The 14,747-nt window shown below is 65.9% G+C and carries 16 protein-coding genes; 4 read left to right on the top strand and 12 right to left on the bottom strand.

Annotation, left to right across the window (positions count from 1 at the left end; all coding sequences use genetic code 11):
• Positions 1-156: 156 nt before the first annotated feature.
• The 3 genes from Q8M85_RS21505 (at position 157) to Q8M85_RS21495 (ending at position 2,912) form a co-directional block, all read left to right on the top strand.
• Positions 157-1,305 carry a benzoate/H(+) symporter BenE family transporter gene (locus Q8M85_RS21505; RefSeq protein WP_305548556.1) on the top strand — a complete coding sequence of 383 codons (1,149 nt, stop codon included), beginning with the start codon at positions 157-159 and terminating at the stop codon, positions 1,303-1,305.
• A gap of 190 nt (positions 1,306-1,495) precedes the next feature.
• Positions 1,496-2,362, top strand: a complete 867-nt coding sequence (locus tag Q8M85_RS21500) for an S-methyl-5'-thioadenosine phosphorylase (RefSeq protein WP_305548554.1) — start codon at positions 1,496-1,498, stop codon at positions 2,360-2,362.
• 10 nt (positions 2,363-2,372) lie between these two features.
• Positions 2,373-2,912, top strand: a complete 540-nt coding sequence (locus Q8M85_RS21495) for an adenine phosphoribosyltransferase (protein ID WP_305548552.1) — start codon at positions 2,373-2,375, stop codon at positions 2,910-2,912.
• Positions 2,913-3,242: 330 nt separating this feature from the next.
• Here the strand turns inward: Q8M85_RS21495 and Q8M85_RS21490 are convergent, their stop codons facing one another.
• The 12 genes from Q8M85_RS21490 to coxB all read right to left on the bottom strand — a co-directional run bounded on the left by Q8M85_RS21490 (position 3,243) and on the right by coxB (position 13,743).
• Positions 3,243-4,652 (bottom strand): FAD-binding oxidoreductase, encoded by a 1,410-nt coding sequence (locus Q8M85_RS21490; RefSeq protein WP_305548551.1) that lies wholly within the window; start codon positions 4,650-4,652, stop codon positions 3,243-3,245.
• Positions 4,653-4,696: 44 nt separating this feature from the next.
• Positions 4,697-5,497, bottom strand: a complete 801-nt coding sequence (locus Q8M85_RS21485; RefSeq protein ID WP_305548549.1) for an MBL fold metallo-hydrolase — start codon at positions 5,495-5,497, stop codon at positions 4,697-4,699.
• A gap of 75 nt (positions 5,498-5,572) precedes the next feature.
• Entirely contained in the window at positions 5,573-6,088 is a 516-nt protein-coding gene (locus Q8M85_RS21480) for a DUF1697 domain-containing protein (RefSeq protein ID WP_305548547.1), read from the bottom strand.
• Between the two features lie 135 nt (positions 6,089-6,223).
• The gene (locus tag Q8M85_RS21475) at positions 6,224-6,808 is read right to left on the bottom strand and encodes a GNAT family N-acetyltransferase (protein WP_305548545.1); all 585 of its coding nucleotides are present in this window, start codon (positions 6,806-6,808) and stop codon (positions 6,224-6,226) included.
• A complete protein-coding gene (locus tag Q8M85_RS21470; RefSeq protein ID WP_305548543.1) occupies positions 6,808-8,064 on the bottom strand; it encodes a pitrilysin family protein in 1,257 nt (418 codons plus the stop codon). The genes Q8M85_RS21475 and Q8M85_RS21470 overlap by 1 nt, the downstream gene beginning before the upstream one ends.
• On the bottom strand, positions 8,064-9,449 hold the full coding sequence (gene thrC / locus Q8M85_RS21465) for a threonine synthase (RefSeq protein ID WP_305548541.1): 1,386 nt from the start codon (positions 9,447-9,449) through the stop codon (positions 8,064-8,066). Before thrC ends, Q8M85_RS21470 begins: the two co-directional genes overlap by 1 nt.
• 11 nt (positions 9,450-9,460) lie before the next feature.
• Positions 9,461-10,129 (bottom strand): SURF1 family protein, encoded by a 669-nt coding sequence (locus tag Q8M85_RS21460; protein ID WP_305548539.1) that lies wholly within the window; start codon positions 10,127-10,129, stop codon positions 9,461-9,463.
• 66 nt (positions 10,130-10,195) lie between these two features.
• Entirely contained in the window at positions 10,196-10,999 is an 804-nt protein-coding gene (locus Q8M85_RS21455; RefSeq protein ID WP_305548537.1) for a cytochrome c oxidase subunit 3, read from the bottom strand.
• A 26-nt stretch (positions 11,000-11,025) separates the two neighbouring features.
• The gene (locus Q8M85_RS21450; protein WP_305548535.1) at positions 11,026-11,622 is read right to left on the bottom strand and encodes a cytochrome c oxidase assembly protein; all 597 of its coding nucleotides are present in this window, start codon (positions 11,620-11,622) and stop codon (positions 11,026-11,028) included.
• The gene (locus Q8M85_RS21445; protein ID WP_305548533.1) at positions 11,619-11,813 is read right to left on the bottom strand and encodes a hypothetical protein; all 195 of its coding nucleotides are present in this window, start codon (positions 11,811-11,813) and stop codon (positions 11,619-11,621) included. The genes Q8M85_RS21450 and Q8M85_RS21445 overlap by 4 nt, the downstream gene beginning before the upstream one ends.
• A 1-nt stretch (position 11,814) precedes the next feature.
• Positions 11,815-12,759, bottom strand: a complete 945-nt coding sequence (gene cyoE, locus Q8M85_RS21440) for a heme o synthase (RefSeq protein ID WP_305548531.1) — start codon at positions 12,757-12,759, stop codon at positions 11,815-11,817.
• Between the two features lie 72 nt (positions 12,760-12,831).
• Positions 12,832-13,743, bottom strand: a complete 912-nt coding sequence (coxB, locus tag Q8M85_RS21435) for a cytochrome c oxidase subunit II (RefSeq protein WP_305548529.1) — start codon at positions 13,741-13,743, stop codon at positions 12,832-12,834.
• 147 nt (positions 13,744-13,890) lie between these two features.
• Between coxB and Q8M85_RS21430 the strand changes: the two genes are divergently transcribed.
• On the top strand, positions 13,891-14,715 hold the full coding sequence (locus Q8M85_RS21430) for an alpha/beta hydrolase (RefSeq protein ID WP_305548526.1): 825 nt from the start codon (positions 13,891-13,893) through the stop codon (positions 14,713-14,715).
• Positions 14,716-14,747: the final 32 nt, after the last annotated feature.

Genomic DNA, 14,747 nt, shown 5'->3' with positions numbered 1-14,747 from the left:
AAAGCCCGCACGCCATCGGACGCCCCATCCTCCTCCCGGGGTGCGCCGATCTTCGGCGGCCCCCTCTCCTCCTCCCTGGGGGTCGCCGCCTTTCCCCCCTTGCAGCCCGCCGGTGCCCACGAAATAGTCCCGCCGTTCAAGGCGCTTGGAGTCTTCATGCGGGCCTCTGTCCTATCTGCCGCCACCGTGGCCGCCCTTGTGGGCTACGCAGCCTCGGTCGCGATCCTCCTCGCAGCCGCAACCGCGTTGGGAGCAACCCCCGAACAGACTGCAAGCTGGCTACTCGCCATCAGTCTGGGCAAGGCCCTTGGCTCCGCGCTCCTCTCGTGGACTTCGAAAGTCCCGGTTGTCCTTGCCTGGTCCACTCCCGGAGCCGCTCTCATCGCCGCCACCGACGGCATCAGTTTCGCCGAGGGCGTCGGCGCCTTCGTCGTGACCGGCCTCCTCATCGCCGCGACCGGAGCCCTGCGCCCGTTGGGAGCCCTGGTCGCCCGCATCCCCGATGGAATCGCCGCAGGAATGTTGGCCGGGGTCCTCCTTCCCTTCTGCCTGCAGGGCGCAACCGCCGCGCAGGCCCTCCCCGCGCTTGTCCTGCCGATGGTTGCAGTCTTCCTGATCGTCCGGCTCTGGAACCCCGCGATGGCGACCCTCGCCGCCTTCGCCACCGGAATCACGCTGGGCCTCCTGACCGGAACGGACCTTTCCGGCCTCCGACTGACAGTTCCGCTTCTGGAATTCACCACCCCCGACTTCCGCCCCGGCGTCATCCTCGGCCTCGCCCTGCCGCTGTACCTGGTGACGATGGCCTCGCAGAACCTGCCGGGCTTCGCCACCTTGCGCGCCGCAGGGTATGAGCCCCCGGTCTCGGCCGCGCTGACCACCACCGGCCTGATCTCCACCGTGACGGCTTTCTTCGGGGCCCATACCGTGAGCATGGCCGCCATCACCGCCGCGATCTGCCTTGGTCCCGACGTCCATCCCGACAAGGACCGCCGCTGGATCGTCGGTCTCGCCTATGCCGGGGTCTGGGTGCTGCTGGGCCTGCTCAGTCCCACTGTACTGCAACTCATCGCGGCCCTGCCCGCCCCCGTGGTCGCGGCCCTGGTGGCGCTGGCCCTGCTTGGCCCGCTGTTGGGAGCCTTGAGCGCCGCCTTCACCCACCCCGACCAGCGTCTCGCGGCCACGCTGACCCTGGTGACCACCGCTTCGGGCATGGCCGCCTTCGGGATCGGTGCGGCCTTCTGGGGACTGATGGTGGGCCTTGCTGCCTGGGGCCTCGAGCATGTGAAACCCCGCAAGGCCTGAGGGCGCCGCAAATCTTTTCGAAAAGATTTGCAAAATCCTTCGAAGGATTTTGCCTGCGCCCAAGTCCTAACGTTTCCCTAACGCCTGCGCCCAACCCCTTGAAATTCCAGCCATCGCCGCATCTGTCCACCGTGGACAGGATCACGCCGGCCCGTTATCCTCCGTCCCGTCCAGCCCCAGGGAGGCCCCCATGCAGACCATGCTCGGCGTGATCGGAGGATCGGGGGTCTACCAGATCGACGGTCTGGAAGGCGCCTCCTGGGTCAAGGTCAAGACCCCCTGGGGCAAGCCTTCCGACGAGGTCCTTGTGGGCCGCCTGAACGGCCTGCCCGTCGCCTTCCTGCCCCGCCACGGTCGCGGACATGTCCACACGCCGACCTCCGTCCCCTACCAGGCCAACATCGACGCCCTGAAGCGCCTCGGCTGCACCGACATCCTCGCCGTTTCCGCCGTGGGGTCCCTCCGTGAGGAGTACGAACCGGGCCACTTCGTCCTCGTCGACCAGTACATCGATCGCACCACCCAGCGGCCCCCGTCGTTCTTCGGCCCCGGCTGCGTCGCCCATGTCAGCCTTGCCGACCCGACCTGCCCCCGCCTCGGCGCGCTGGCTGCGCAGGCCGCCCGCGACGAAGGTCTGACCGTCCACGAGGGCGCGACATACCTGTCGATGGAAGGGCCCCAGTTCTCCACCCGCGCGGAAAGCCGGATGTACCGGACCTGGGGCGCCGACGTGATCGGGATGACCGGCTTCTCCGAAGCCCGCCTCGCCCGCGAGGCCGAGCTGTGCTACGCCTCCCTCGCGATGGTCACCGACTACGACTGCTGGCACGACAGCCACGGCGCAGTGGACGTGGCACAGGTGATTGCCGTGGTCCAGGCGAACGCCGCCGCCGCGCGTGGCCTGGTCACCCGCCTGCCCGCCCTGATGGACGCCGACCGGCAAGCCTGCGCCCACGGCTGCGACCGCGCCCTCTCCCACGCCATCATGACCGCCCCCGACAAGCGTGACCCCGATCTGCTGGCAAAACTCGACGCCGTCGCTGCCCGCGTTCTCTGAAAGGCCCGAAATGACCCCCCGCAAGACCGTCAAGGACTACATCCGCACCATCGTCGACTTTCCGCACGAAGGCATCCTCTTCCGCGACGTGACCACTCTTTTCGCCGATCCGCGCGGCTTTCGGATGTGCGTGGACCAGCTTCTCGCGCCCTATGCGGGACTGCGGATCGACAAGGTCGTGGGCCTGGAAGCGCGCGGCTTCATCCTCGGCGGGGCCGTGGCGCACCAGTTGTCGACCGGCTTCGTCCCGATCCGCAAGAAGGGAAAACTCCCCGGGCAGACCATCAGTCAAGCCTACAAGCTGGAATACGGCGAGGCGGTGGTCGAGGTGCATGACGACGCCATGCAGCCAGGGGAGAAAGTCCTCCTTGTCGATGACCTCCTTGCCGCCGGCGGCACCGCCGAGGCCGGCATCCGCCTGATCGAACGGCTGGGGGCCGAAGTCATCGGCTGCGCCTTCGTCGTTGATTTGCCCGACCTTGGCGGGCGGAAGAAGCTGGAAACGATGGGGATGGATGTCCACGCCCTGTGCGCGTTCGAGGGCCTCTGACACCGGCAAGATCTGGCGGCACAGGGATGTTCGAGAACCAAGGGCTGGTTTCTTCGACGAAATCAGCGCGCCGTTCGGCCAAGAGGGCTTCCGTTAACCGTCCTTAAAGAGAATCACCCTACACCGGTGCTTGTCAGGGCTACCCACCCTGACCGCGCTGCTACCCACAGCGTGACCCACACACCCCCAAAGCACCCCGTCGCAGGTTCCCTGCGGCGGGGATGTTTCATTCCCGCAGCCCCCTGACGATCCCACATTCACTTCGTGCGTTTCTCGGCGACTACGGCACCCCTTGCAAGGAGTGACGACGTTCATCGACGAGCGGCCCTGTCAGCCCAGCACTGCCCCGGGGTTCATGATCCCGACCGGGTCCAGCGCCGACTTGATCGCCCGCATCGCCGCCAGCTTGCCTGGGTCGGCGTAGCGCGCCAAGTCCGCGACCTTCAGCCGCCCCACCCCATGTTCCGCCGCGACCGACCCGCCCAGGGCGTGCACCATGTCATGCACCACCCGCTTCACCTCGTCGCGCACGGCCTCATGTTCGGACTTGGCATGCCCCCGCGCCGGGAAGACATTCCAGTGCAGGTTGCCGTCCCCCAGATGCCCAAAGCAGTTCACCCGAAACGCCCCCAGCCCCGCAATCGCCCGTGGCGCATCAAGAATGAAGCCCGGGATCGCCGACAGTGGCAACGAGATGTCATGGCTCGACACCGCCCCCACCTTCCGGTTCGCCAAAGGGATCGTCTCGCGCAAAGCCCAGATCGCCTCCGCCTGCGTCTCCGACGTCGCGATCACCCCGTCGGTCAGCAGCCCAGCCTCGGCCCCCGCCTCATAAAGCCCGGCCATCGTCACTTCTGGCTCGTGGCCCACGGGCAGTTCCAGTTCCAGAAGCACCAGCCATTCAGGCACTGGGTCGAAGGGCGCACGCAACGGGAAGCCGGTCTCGGCCAGGAAGTCAAACCCGATCCGATGGATCAGCTCGAAAGCCGAGATCATCCCCGCAGCCCGCTCGCCACACAGCGCCAGCAGCGCAAGCGCCGCCGCAGGCGACGGCACCGCCAGCAGCGCCACCACCCTGGCCGCAGGCCGCGGATACAGCTTCAGGCTTGCTGCCGTGATCACGCCAAGTGTCCCTTCCGACCCGATCAAGAGGTGCCTCAGGTCATACCCCGCATTGTCCTTCCGCAGCCGCGTCAGGCCATTGAAGACACTTCCGTCCGGCAATACCGCCTCCAGCCCAAGGCACAGGTCGCGCGCATTGCCGTAGCGCAGAACCGCCGTCCCCCCGGCATTGGCCGCCAGGTTCCCGCCAATCCGGCAGCTTCCCTCCGACGCCAGGCTCAGCGGAAAGAGCCGTCCCACCTGCTCTGCCGCAGCCTGAACGTCGGCCAGCACCATCCCGGCCTCGACCACCAGCGCGTTCTCTTCGGGCCAGACCCCGCGCAGTGCCGTCATCCGCTCCAGCGACAGCAGGACCGGCGCCGGACCAGAGGTCATGATCTGCCCCCCTACCAGCCCCGTCCCGCCGCTGACCGGCACCACGCCCACCCGCCCAGCCGCCGAGGCCCGCACAACCGCCGCCACCTCTGCCGTGGTCCAGGGCCGCACAAGCACCCCGGCCTGGCCGGTCCAGCGTCCCCGTGGCTCCTCCAGATGCCGCGGTTCGGGTATGGACAGGGTGCCCTCGGGCAGAAGCGCCGACAGCGTTGCGACGAAACCGGGATCGCAGGGGTTCAGCATCGGCGTCTCCTTCCCGCCCTTCATATCAAGGGCAGCCGGAGAGGCTAGTCGAGATAGGCCGGTTCCAGCACCATGATCGTCGGCTGAGACGGCAGATCGTCCAGCGACAGTGCGATCTGCGCGCCGCCGGTCTCGACCACGGTGAACTCTGCCGCCATTTCGGCAAGGAACCGGTCCAGCGAGGACCGGCTGAACCAGTGCATCGGGATCACGACCGAGGACCGCAACCGCTTCACCACTCCTGCCATGTCCTGCATCCGCATGGTGTAGCCGCCATCCACCGGCACCATCACCACGTCCAGCCGCCCGATCGCCGCATATTGCTCGTCCGAGGGGATCTGGTGCAGGTGGCCCAGATGGCCGATGCAAAGCCCCCCGGCCTCGAAGATGAAGATCGAGTTGCCGTCGCGGCGCGCACCCTCTCCGAACGGGCCGCGGGTGTCGGTCGTGACATTCCGCACCAGCATCGACCCCAGATCCAGCCGGTGATCCGCCGCAGCCACCCCTTCGCCCCAACCAGACAGCACATGCGGGATGCGGGCGTCCGGCGCAGCGGTCCAATGCGTCGAATGGGCGTTGTTCATGGTGACCACGTCCGGCACCAGATCCGAGCTGCCAAGGTATCCGGTGTAGTCCGTCACCGCCACCGTTCCATCTGCCGTGACTATGGCAAAACTCGCATGGTCAATGTAGCGGATCAGGATGCTGTCAGGCTCCAGACCCTCCTCCAGCGCCACGGGAACCACCAAGGGCGCACCCGCCGCCACGGCAATGCAGTGCGACGGGATGCGGTCCTGTGCCACTCCGGGCGTGGCAAGCAGGACAAGGGCAGCTAGCAGGCGCATGGTCACCTCCAGTTTCATCGAAGGGTAACCCGGATTGTCCTTGCGTCACGCACAGGGGCGATCACGGATGCGCGATCACCCCACCAAGGCGGCCAAAGCGGCAATCGTGCGCAGATTCCGGGCAGTCATCGGCCCTTGCAGCGGAAGCTTCGCGGCCAACTGCGACCGGCCGATGCCCACTGGGGTGTGCAGAGTGAAACGGCGCGGCCCGACGTGCCAGCCATCCCCCGGCAGGGCCAGCGCGCGCAGCTTCGCCTCATCCGGGGTTGGCGTACCGCGCAGGAAGAAGACATGCACACGCGCGGGGTCCGCGTCGGCAAACGGATGATCAGCCAACGCATCGCGGATCTCATCGGCTGTCCGCAGAAAGGTTTCCGGCGCAAAACCGAACCGCGCGGCCACCGCGTCCTCGATCATTCTCTCCAGGACCGGCGCGGCAAGGTCGCTCTCGAAGACCGCGTTGCCGGACTGGATGTAGGTCTGCACCCCGCCGTATCCCAATTCCTCCAGCATCGCGCGAAACTCCGCCATCGGCAGTTTTCCCGCGCCCGATACATTCACTCCCCGCAGAAGTGCGACACGAACGGCCATCCGGGATGCCTTTCACATTTGCTCAAATATCCCCTGCGGAGCATCTCCGAGCGGTTTTGCGTCCTTCACGCAAAACCGCGAGACCAAGAGCCTTCGCGCCTGCCAAGGCGCTCAATTCGACCACCGCCCGAACCGTCAGCCGACGTCCGTCCGCCCGCGCCGGTCCCCCCGCAGGTTGGCGTAAAGCACATGGTTCCGCCAGCGCCCGTTGATCTGCAGGTAACTCTGCGCGACGCCTTCATACTTGAAGCCGCACTTCTCCAGCACCCCGCGCGAGGCCGCGTTTTCCGGCAGGCAGGCGGCCTCCAGCCGCGACAGGTCCATCCGGGTGAAGGCGTGGTGGGTCAAGGCCAGGATCGCCTCGCGCATATAGCCCTGTCGCGCGAAGGGCTCGCCGATCCAGTAGCCGAAGGTGCCGGTCTGCGACGGCCCCCGGCGAATATTGTCCAGCGTCAGCGCGCCCAGAAGCTGCTGGTCCGCGCGCCGGATAAGCAGCATCGGCAACGCCTGGCCCTGCGATTCTGCGCGCTGCGCCCAGTAGACGCGATTGGTGAAGGCCCGCCGCGTCAGGTGGTCGTTTGCCCAGACCGGCTCCCATTTCACCAGAAACTCCGCCGAGGCCTCTCGCAGGTCCGACCATTGCCGCCAATCGCCATGTTCGGGCAGCCGCAGCGTCATCCGCTCCGTCTCCACCCTCACACGGCGCTTGAGGCCCAGCATCAGGCGGCAAGTCCCGTGCGGACCTCGTCGATGCCCGGTGCGCGGGCGACCGGCCCGTAGATCGCCAGTGCTGCCTTCGCCGCCGTCAGCTCGGCCGCATAGCCGCGCACGGCGGCGGTGTCGACCGCGTCGATCTTCGCCACGGCCTCGGCCACGTCCGGCACCCGGCCCCAGATCGACAACAGTCGCGCATTGCGCTCGGCGCGGCTGGACGGGCTTTCCAGCCCCATCAGAAGCCCCGCCCGCAACTGTGCCCGCGCCCGCGCGACCTCGGCCTCGGTCATGTCGTCGGCGGCCCGCTTCAGCTCGGCAATGGTCAGTTGCGTCAACTCGCCGATCTCGGCCTCCGACGTGCCGGCATAGACGGTGATCTGCCCGGTGTCCTCATAGGCCGAAGACTGGGCATAGATCGAATAGCACAGCCCCCGATCCTCGCGGATCTTCTGGAACAGGCGGCTCGACATGCCGCCCCCCATCGCCGTCGAATAGACCTGAGCGGTGTAGACCTTGTCGTCGCGGTAGCCGGGCGCTTCGAACTGCAGCGCGAAATGCACCTGTTCCAGGTCCTTGACCTCGCGCCGCTCGCCCCCGACGAAGCGCGCGGCTTCGACCTTCGAGGCCCCCACCGGCTTCAGCCCGCCGAAGATGCGCTCTGCCGCGGCCACGATGGCGTCGTGCTCCACGCCCCCTGCCGCCGACAGGATCATCTGGTCGGGGCCGTAGTGCGCGCCGGTGAAGCCTTCGAAGTCGGCCTTGCGGAAGGACGACACCCGCTCTTCCGGGCCCAGGATGGTGCGGCCGAAGGGCTGGTCGGGGTAGCTGACTTCATGCAGCCAGTCGAAGATGATGTCGTCGGGCGTGTCCAGCGCCTGCCCGATCTCTTGCAGGATCACGTGACGCTCGGTCTCGATGTCGGCCTTGCGGAACACCGGGTTCAGCACGATGTCCGAAATCACGTCCAGCGCCATCACCACGTCCTGCGACAACACGCGGGCATAATAGGCGGTCATCTCGCGGCTGGTGTAGGCGTTGATGTAGCCCCCCACATCCTCGATTTCCTCGGCGATCCGCAGGGCGGACCGCCGCCGGGTACCCTTGAAGGCCATATGCTCAAGGAAATGCGCGATGCCGTTCTGTTCGGGCGTCTCGTGCCGCCCGCCGGCCTCGACCCAAACGCCGACCGAGGCGGATTGCAGCCCCGGCATCGCTTCGGTCACGATGCGGAACCCGTTGGGCAGGGTGTGCAGGCGCTGCATCAGTGGGCAATCCTTTCGCGAACTAGGGTCTGCAGGGCCGCAAGGTCGTTCGGCACCCGCGTCACCCGTTCCGGCTTGTCGAAAAGATCCGCCATATGCGGCGGCAGGCCGGGACGGTTGCCCGTGGCGCGCTGCACGGCGTCAGGGAACTTTGCGGGATGTGCGGTCGCCAGCGTGATCATCGGAGCGCCGCCAACATGCTCTTCGGCGACCTTCACCCCCACAGCGGTGTGCGGGCAGAGAAGTTCGCCGGTCGTTTTCCAGTGCCGCGCGATCACCGCCAACGTCTCGTCTTCGTCGCAACGGCCAGAGGCAAAGGTCGCGCGCAGACTGTCGATGGCCCCTTGGGAAATGGAGAATCCGCCCGCCTTCATCTCGCCCATCAGCGCCGCAATCGCCGCGCCGTCCCGATCATAGGCATCAAACAGCGCGCGTTCAAAGTTCGAGGACACCTGGATGTCCATCGACGGGCTGATCGAGGGTTTGACCCCGTTGGTTCGGTAGTCGCCCGACCGCAAGGCGCGGTCAAGGATGTCGTTCTGGTTGGTCGCGATCACCAGCTTGTCGATGGGCAGCCCCATCCGATTGGCGATGTAGCCCGCGAAGATGTCGCCGAAGTTGCCCGTGGGCACGGTGAAGCTGACCTCGCGGTGCGGCGCACCCAGGGCCGTGCCCGCGTAGAAGTAATAGACCACCTGCGCCAGCACCCGCGCCCAGTTGATGCTGTTCACTCCGGCCAGCCGCACCCCGTCGCGGAAAGCGAAGTCGTTGAACATGTCCTTCACGCGGGCCTGCGCCTCGTCGAAATCGCCGTCGATGGCCAAAGCATGACAGTTCGCCTCGGACGGCGTCGTCATCTGCCGCCGCTGTACCTCGCTGACGCGGCCATGCGGGAAGAGGATGAACACATCGACGTTCGCCAGCCCCCGGAACGCCTCCATCGCCGCCGAGCCGGTGTCTCCGCTGGTCGCGCCGACGATTGTGATCCGCTCGCCGGTCTTGGCCAGTGCCGCCTGCATCATCTGGCCGATCAGCTGCATGGCGAAGTCCTTGAAGGCCAGGGTCGGCCCGTGGAACAACTCCAGCAGGAAGTGGTTCGACCCCAGCTGCACCATCGGCGCACGGGCGGCGTGGTGGAAGCCCTGGTAGGCCTTGGCGATCAGGCCCCGGAACTCGTCGTCGGCGAAGAACCCGCCCAGATAGGGCCGCATCACCTTGAACGCGACCTCCTCGTAGGGCGCGCCTGCCAGCGCCGCAATCTCGGCCCTGGTCAGCACCGGGATGGTCTGGGGCACGTAAAGCCCACCATCGCGGGCCAGGCCCGTCATCATCGCTTCGCCAAAGCCCAGAACCGGCGCCGTGCCGCGGGTCGAGATGTACTGCATCGCTGTCGCCTTCAAACCTTCCGCGTCCTGATACGCCAGAGCAGGAACAGTGTCATCCCCGCCCAGGTCGCCGCCAAGAGGAACCACTGGATCGCATAGCCCCAATGGTTGTCGGGTATACCCGAGGTATCCACCGGCATCGGCGCGATCCCGTCACCGGTTGGCGCGCTGGCGACAATAAGTGTCGACTCTGTGCCCAGCCTGGCGGCCATCGCCGGGACGTCGCGGGCAAACCACAGTCCCGTCTTCTGATCCGGCGGCGGGGTGGAGCTGCTGCTGTCGTCCGGCCAGTGCAGGTTGCCTTCGACCTTCGCCTCGTGCGGTGGGCGCGGGACCCTACGCGCCTCCTCCTCGACGAAGCCGCGCTGGACCATGATCCGGCGGCCATCCGGCAGAGCGAAGGCCTCGATCACCATGACGCCGGGGCTGGCGCCCTTCTGGCCGGCCAGCACCTCCAGATACTCGCCCGTGAACTGCCCCTCGACCGTCACCGCCTGAAACTTGTGCGGCCCCTCCTCGGGCACTGCGGGCAGCGGGATCGGCGCATTGGCGATCCGTATCTCGATCTCGTCAAGGTAGACGCGCTTTTCCTCCGCCCGGTCCAGCTGCCAGAAACCCAGGCTCATCAGGACGACGACCCCGGAGACCCCCAGGATGACGGGAAAAAGATAGCGGCGCATGCATCCCCCGGAAATGACAGCGCAGGCCCGAAGGCCCGCGCTGGAGAGGCGTTCAGTTGCTGAGGATCAGCCCTGACCCCAGACGTAGATCGCGGCGAACAGGAACAGCCAGACCACATCGACGAAGTGCCAGTACCAGGCAGCGGCCTCGAAACCGACGTGTTTTTCCGGGGTGAAATGGCCCTTCAGCGCGCGGATCAGACAGACGGTCAGGAAGATCGTGCCGATGATGACGTGGAAGCCGTGGAAACCGGTCGCCATGAAGAAGGACGCGCCATAGATGTTCCCGGCAAAGCCGAAGGCGGCGTGGCTGTATTCGTAAGCCTGCATCGCGGTGAAGATCACGCCAAGACCGATGGCGATGATCAGACCGTTCACCAGGTCGCGGCGGTTGTTTTCGTGCACCAGGGCGTGGTGTGCCCAGGTCGCGGCACAACCCGACAGGAGCAGGATCAGCGTGTTGATGAAGGGCAGGTGCCAGGGATCGAAGGTCTCGATCCCGGCGGGCGGCCAGACACCGTCGATGGCCGGGCTGTCCGGCCCCATCGGATACAGGCGGTGCTTGAAGAAGGTCCAGAACCAGGCCGAGAAGAACATCACTTCCGACATGATGAACAGGATGAAGCCGTAGCGCAGGCCCAGGCGGACGACCGGGGTATGGTCCCCGACCTGGCTTTCATGCACCACTTCCGACCACCAGGCGTACATGACGTACAGCACCCCGGCGAGGCCGATCAGCCCCAGCCAGGGGCCGGAGCCATGCATCCACAGGACCGAACCGAACAGCATCACGAAGCCGGCGACCGCGCCGAAAAACGGCCAGATCGATGGGGGCAGGACGTGGTAATCGTGGTTCTTTGCGTGTGCCATGCCGGCGGTTCCCTCTTTGTCTTTTCTCAGTTCACTACGGATGCGTTGTCCGCAGCGGGCGTTTGCAGGGCTGCCTGTTCATCGGGCAGCGGAGTTTCGTGGAAGGTATAGCTCAGCACGATCTCGTGCACAAACTGCCCCTCGATATCCTCGACCATAGCGGGATCGACGTAGAAGCTGACCGGCATCTGCACCGTCTCGCCGGGTTGCAGCACCTGTTCGGTGAAGCAGAAACATTCGATCTTGGTGAAATAGCCGCCAGCCGCATAGGGATAGACGTTGAAGCTGGCCGTGCCCGCGACGGGGCGGTCGGTCGGGTTGTGCGCCTCATAGAAGGCCAGACCGGTTTCGCCGATCCGAACTTCCATCGAGCGGACGACCGGCTTGAAGGTCCAGGGCATCCCCTGTTCCAGCGAGGCGTCGAAGCGGACCTTCACCGTCTGGTCCAGCACCGTATCGGCCCCGGTTTCCGCGACTGCGGTCGTGCCGCCGAAACCGGTGACGCGGCAAAACCAGTCGTAAAAGGGCGGTATGATCACGATGGTGGTAAAGGTCAGCGTGACAACCATCGAGACCAGCAGGGCCAGCGTCCGGTTGTTGCCCTGAAGACGCGGGAAGATCATGGCTGGGTCTCCACCTTCGGCAGCAAGGCCGGTTGGTAGGTATGGTCGTATCCCTGCAGCGGATCGCCGCGCTGCACCTTGACCACGGTCAGCGCAAAGACCAACACCACAAAAGCCACCAGCGTCAGGCCGAGACCCAGGTTCCGGCTGAAGCGGCGTTTGTGAAGTTCGTGTTCGGGGCGGAAGGTCATCTCACCAGCCCCCAAGCCCTGCGGATTTCAACGCCAGCTCCACTAGGAAGGCCGCGAAATGCAGGAACAGATACAGGAGCGAGAAGCGGAAGAAGGCCTTTTCGACGGCATACTTGTCCGCCTCGGCCACTGCCTCGTCCCGCCGCCAGATGCGCCAGGCACCGACGACGAACCAGGCGTTCAGCACCACGGCGACGGCCAGCGTGAACGGCCCGCCGATCGAAGTCACCGCCGCGCCCAGCGCCACGGGGACCAACAGGAGCGTGTAGACCAGGATATGCGCCCGCGTCGCCTTGCGGCCATGCGTCACCGTCAGCATCGGCACGCCCGCCGTATGGTAGTCTTCCTTCATGAACAGCGCCAAAGCCCAGAAGTGCGGCGGGGTCCACATGAAGATCAAGGCAAACATCAGGAACGCCTCGACCGAGACGTTGCCCGTTGCCGCAACCCAGCCGATCATCGGCGGGAAGGCACCGGCCGCGCCACCGATCACGATGTTCTGCGGGGTCGAGCGTTTCAGCCACATCGAATAGACGACGGCGTAGAAGAAGATCGTGAAGGCAAGTAGCGCCGCCGCCAGCCAGTTCGTCGCCAGCCACAGCATCACGATGCTGATCCCGGACAGGGCCATTCCCAGTCCCAGCGCCTCGCCCCCGGCGACCTTGCCGGCGGGGACCGGACGGCGCGCCGTGCGCTTCATCACCGCGTCGATGTCGGCGTCCCACCACATGTTCAGCGCCCCCGAGGCCCCTGCCCCAAGTGCGATGAACAGAATGGCCGAGAAGGCTTCCACCGGGTGCAGATGGACGGGAGCAACCAGCAGGCCAACCAAAGCGGTGAAGACGACAAGCGACATCACGCGGGGCTTCAGAAGCTGCACATAATCGCCAAACCCCGGCTCATACGGGGTGGCGCCTGCGCCCTGATATGCTGTGGTATCGCTCATTACGGTTCCGTTTCAGACAGGAGGGGCCTGACCCACGCCAAGCCCCGTATCCTGCATTTTTGTTGACTGACCTCAGTCGTTCGAGGCCACTTCGACCGCAGCCGGGACTTCCACGCTGGAAAGCTGGACATCGCCCGCCTTGGCCTTCTCAAGCCACTGCGCGTAAGCCGCTTCCGACACGACCTTCACGGTGATCGGCATGTAGGCGTGCATCTGCCCGCAGATTTCCGAGCACTGACCGAAGAAGATCCCTTCCTGGTCCGCCTTGAACCACAGCGCGGCGGTGCGGCCGGGAACCGCATCCTGCATCACGCCGAAGGCCGGGATCTTCCAGGAATGGATCACGTCCGAGGCGGTGACCTGCACCACGACGACCTTGCCCACCGGCACGACGACGGCGGTGTCGGTGGCCAGCAGGAACTGTTCTTTGCCATAGCCCGCGGCCTTCAGCTGCGCCTCGACCTCGGGGGTCAACATGTTGCTGCCGCCGGTCGCGGGCGAGCCGATCATGTAGCTGTCGAAAGCGATGCCCTCGTCGACGTATTCGTAGGCCCAGTACCACTGGTTGCCGGTCGCCTTGATGGTGACCTCGCCCACTGGAATTTCTTGCTGCTTGAACAGGATCGGCAGCGAGAACGCGCCGATGAAGACCAGGATCACGATCGGGATGATCGTCCACGCCACTTCCAGAGGGCTGTTGTGGGTGAAGCGGGCCGGGGTCGGATTGGCGCGGCGGTTGAAGCGGACGATCGTGTAGATCAGAAGCGCGGTCACGAAGATCACGATTGCGCCGATGATGTAGTTGATCATCGTGTCCAGCCAGACGATGTCATGCTTCAGCTCGGTCGCCGAGGGCTGGAAGTCGATCCCACCCGGCACAGGCTGCCCAATGATTTCAAGAGCTTGCTGCGCAAGGGCCGGCCCTGCCACCAGCGTGGTCATCCCTGCTGCGGCGATCCCGCCGATCACTGTCGAAAGACGCATGCTTTTGTTCCCGTTCACGTCGCGGCTTTGCGCCGCTTTCAAGGGACCCGACGAAGGGTCAGAATCCCGCTGTTTCCCACGGCCCTCAAACCATATTAGCTTGACCGCGACAAGCAAAACCGTCGCGACAAATCGCGCCTTTGCCCCTTGGAGATACCTGCCCTGGCCATCCTAAAGCTGACCCTCGTCACCTTCGGCGTCCTCTACGCAACCCTGTTGTCCGGCATGTATCTGTGGCAGCGGGACCTGCAGTATTTCCCTACCCGCCGCGACCCCGCACCTCAGGCCGTGGGTCTTGCCGGCGTCGACCGGGTCGTCCTTGCCACCCCGGATGGCGAATCCATCGTTCTGTGGACCAGCCCGCCCCGCGCGGATCGGCCCACCGTGCTGTTCCTGCACGGCAACGGGGGCGAGATCGCAGACCGCGCCGACCGTTTCGCCTTCTACCAGTCGCGCGGGCTTGGCGTGGCCTTTCTGTCCTGGCGCGGCTACGGCGGCTCCAGCGGATCACCGAGCGAAACCGGGCTTCTGACGGACGCGAAGACCGCCTATGACCATCTGCGGACCCAGGGGCTTCAGCCCGGAAGGATCGTCCTGGTCGGAGAATCGCTCGGCACCGGCATCGCTGTTCAACTTGCAGCGGCGAACCCGGTCGGCGCCGTGGTGCTGGAGGCGCCCTACTCCGCCGCCGTCGACCTGGCCCGCGTGGCCTATCCCTGGCTGCCCGTGGGTCTCTTGATGAAGGACCAGTTCCGTTCGCGCGACCACATCGGTGCGGTCCGCGCGCCGATCCTGATCCTGCATGGCGAGGCCGACAAGGTGATCCCGCCGGGGTTCGGCCGCCGCCTCTTCGACGCCGCAGAGGATCCCAAGACCTTCCTCTCCCTCGGCCCGGTGGGGCATGAGGCCCTGTTTGATCCCGCCACCTGGGCGGAAGGGGCGGATTTCATCGACCGGGCCGTGACACCTTGACCCGGTCCCCGCCGCGGCCCATCTCTGCACCC

Source organism: Tabrizicola sp., from assembly GCF_030694085.1.
In the GTDB taxonomy this organism is placed as follows: domain Bacteria; phylum Pseudomonadota; class Alphaproteobacteria; order Rhodobacterales; family Rhodobacteraceae; genus Tabrizicola.
Note: the sequence above shows the minus strand (reverse complement) of the source record. Positions and strands in the feature narration are given on the sequence as shown.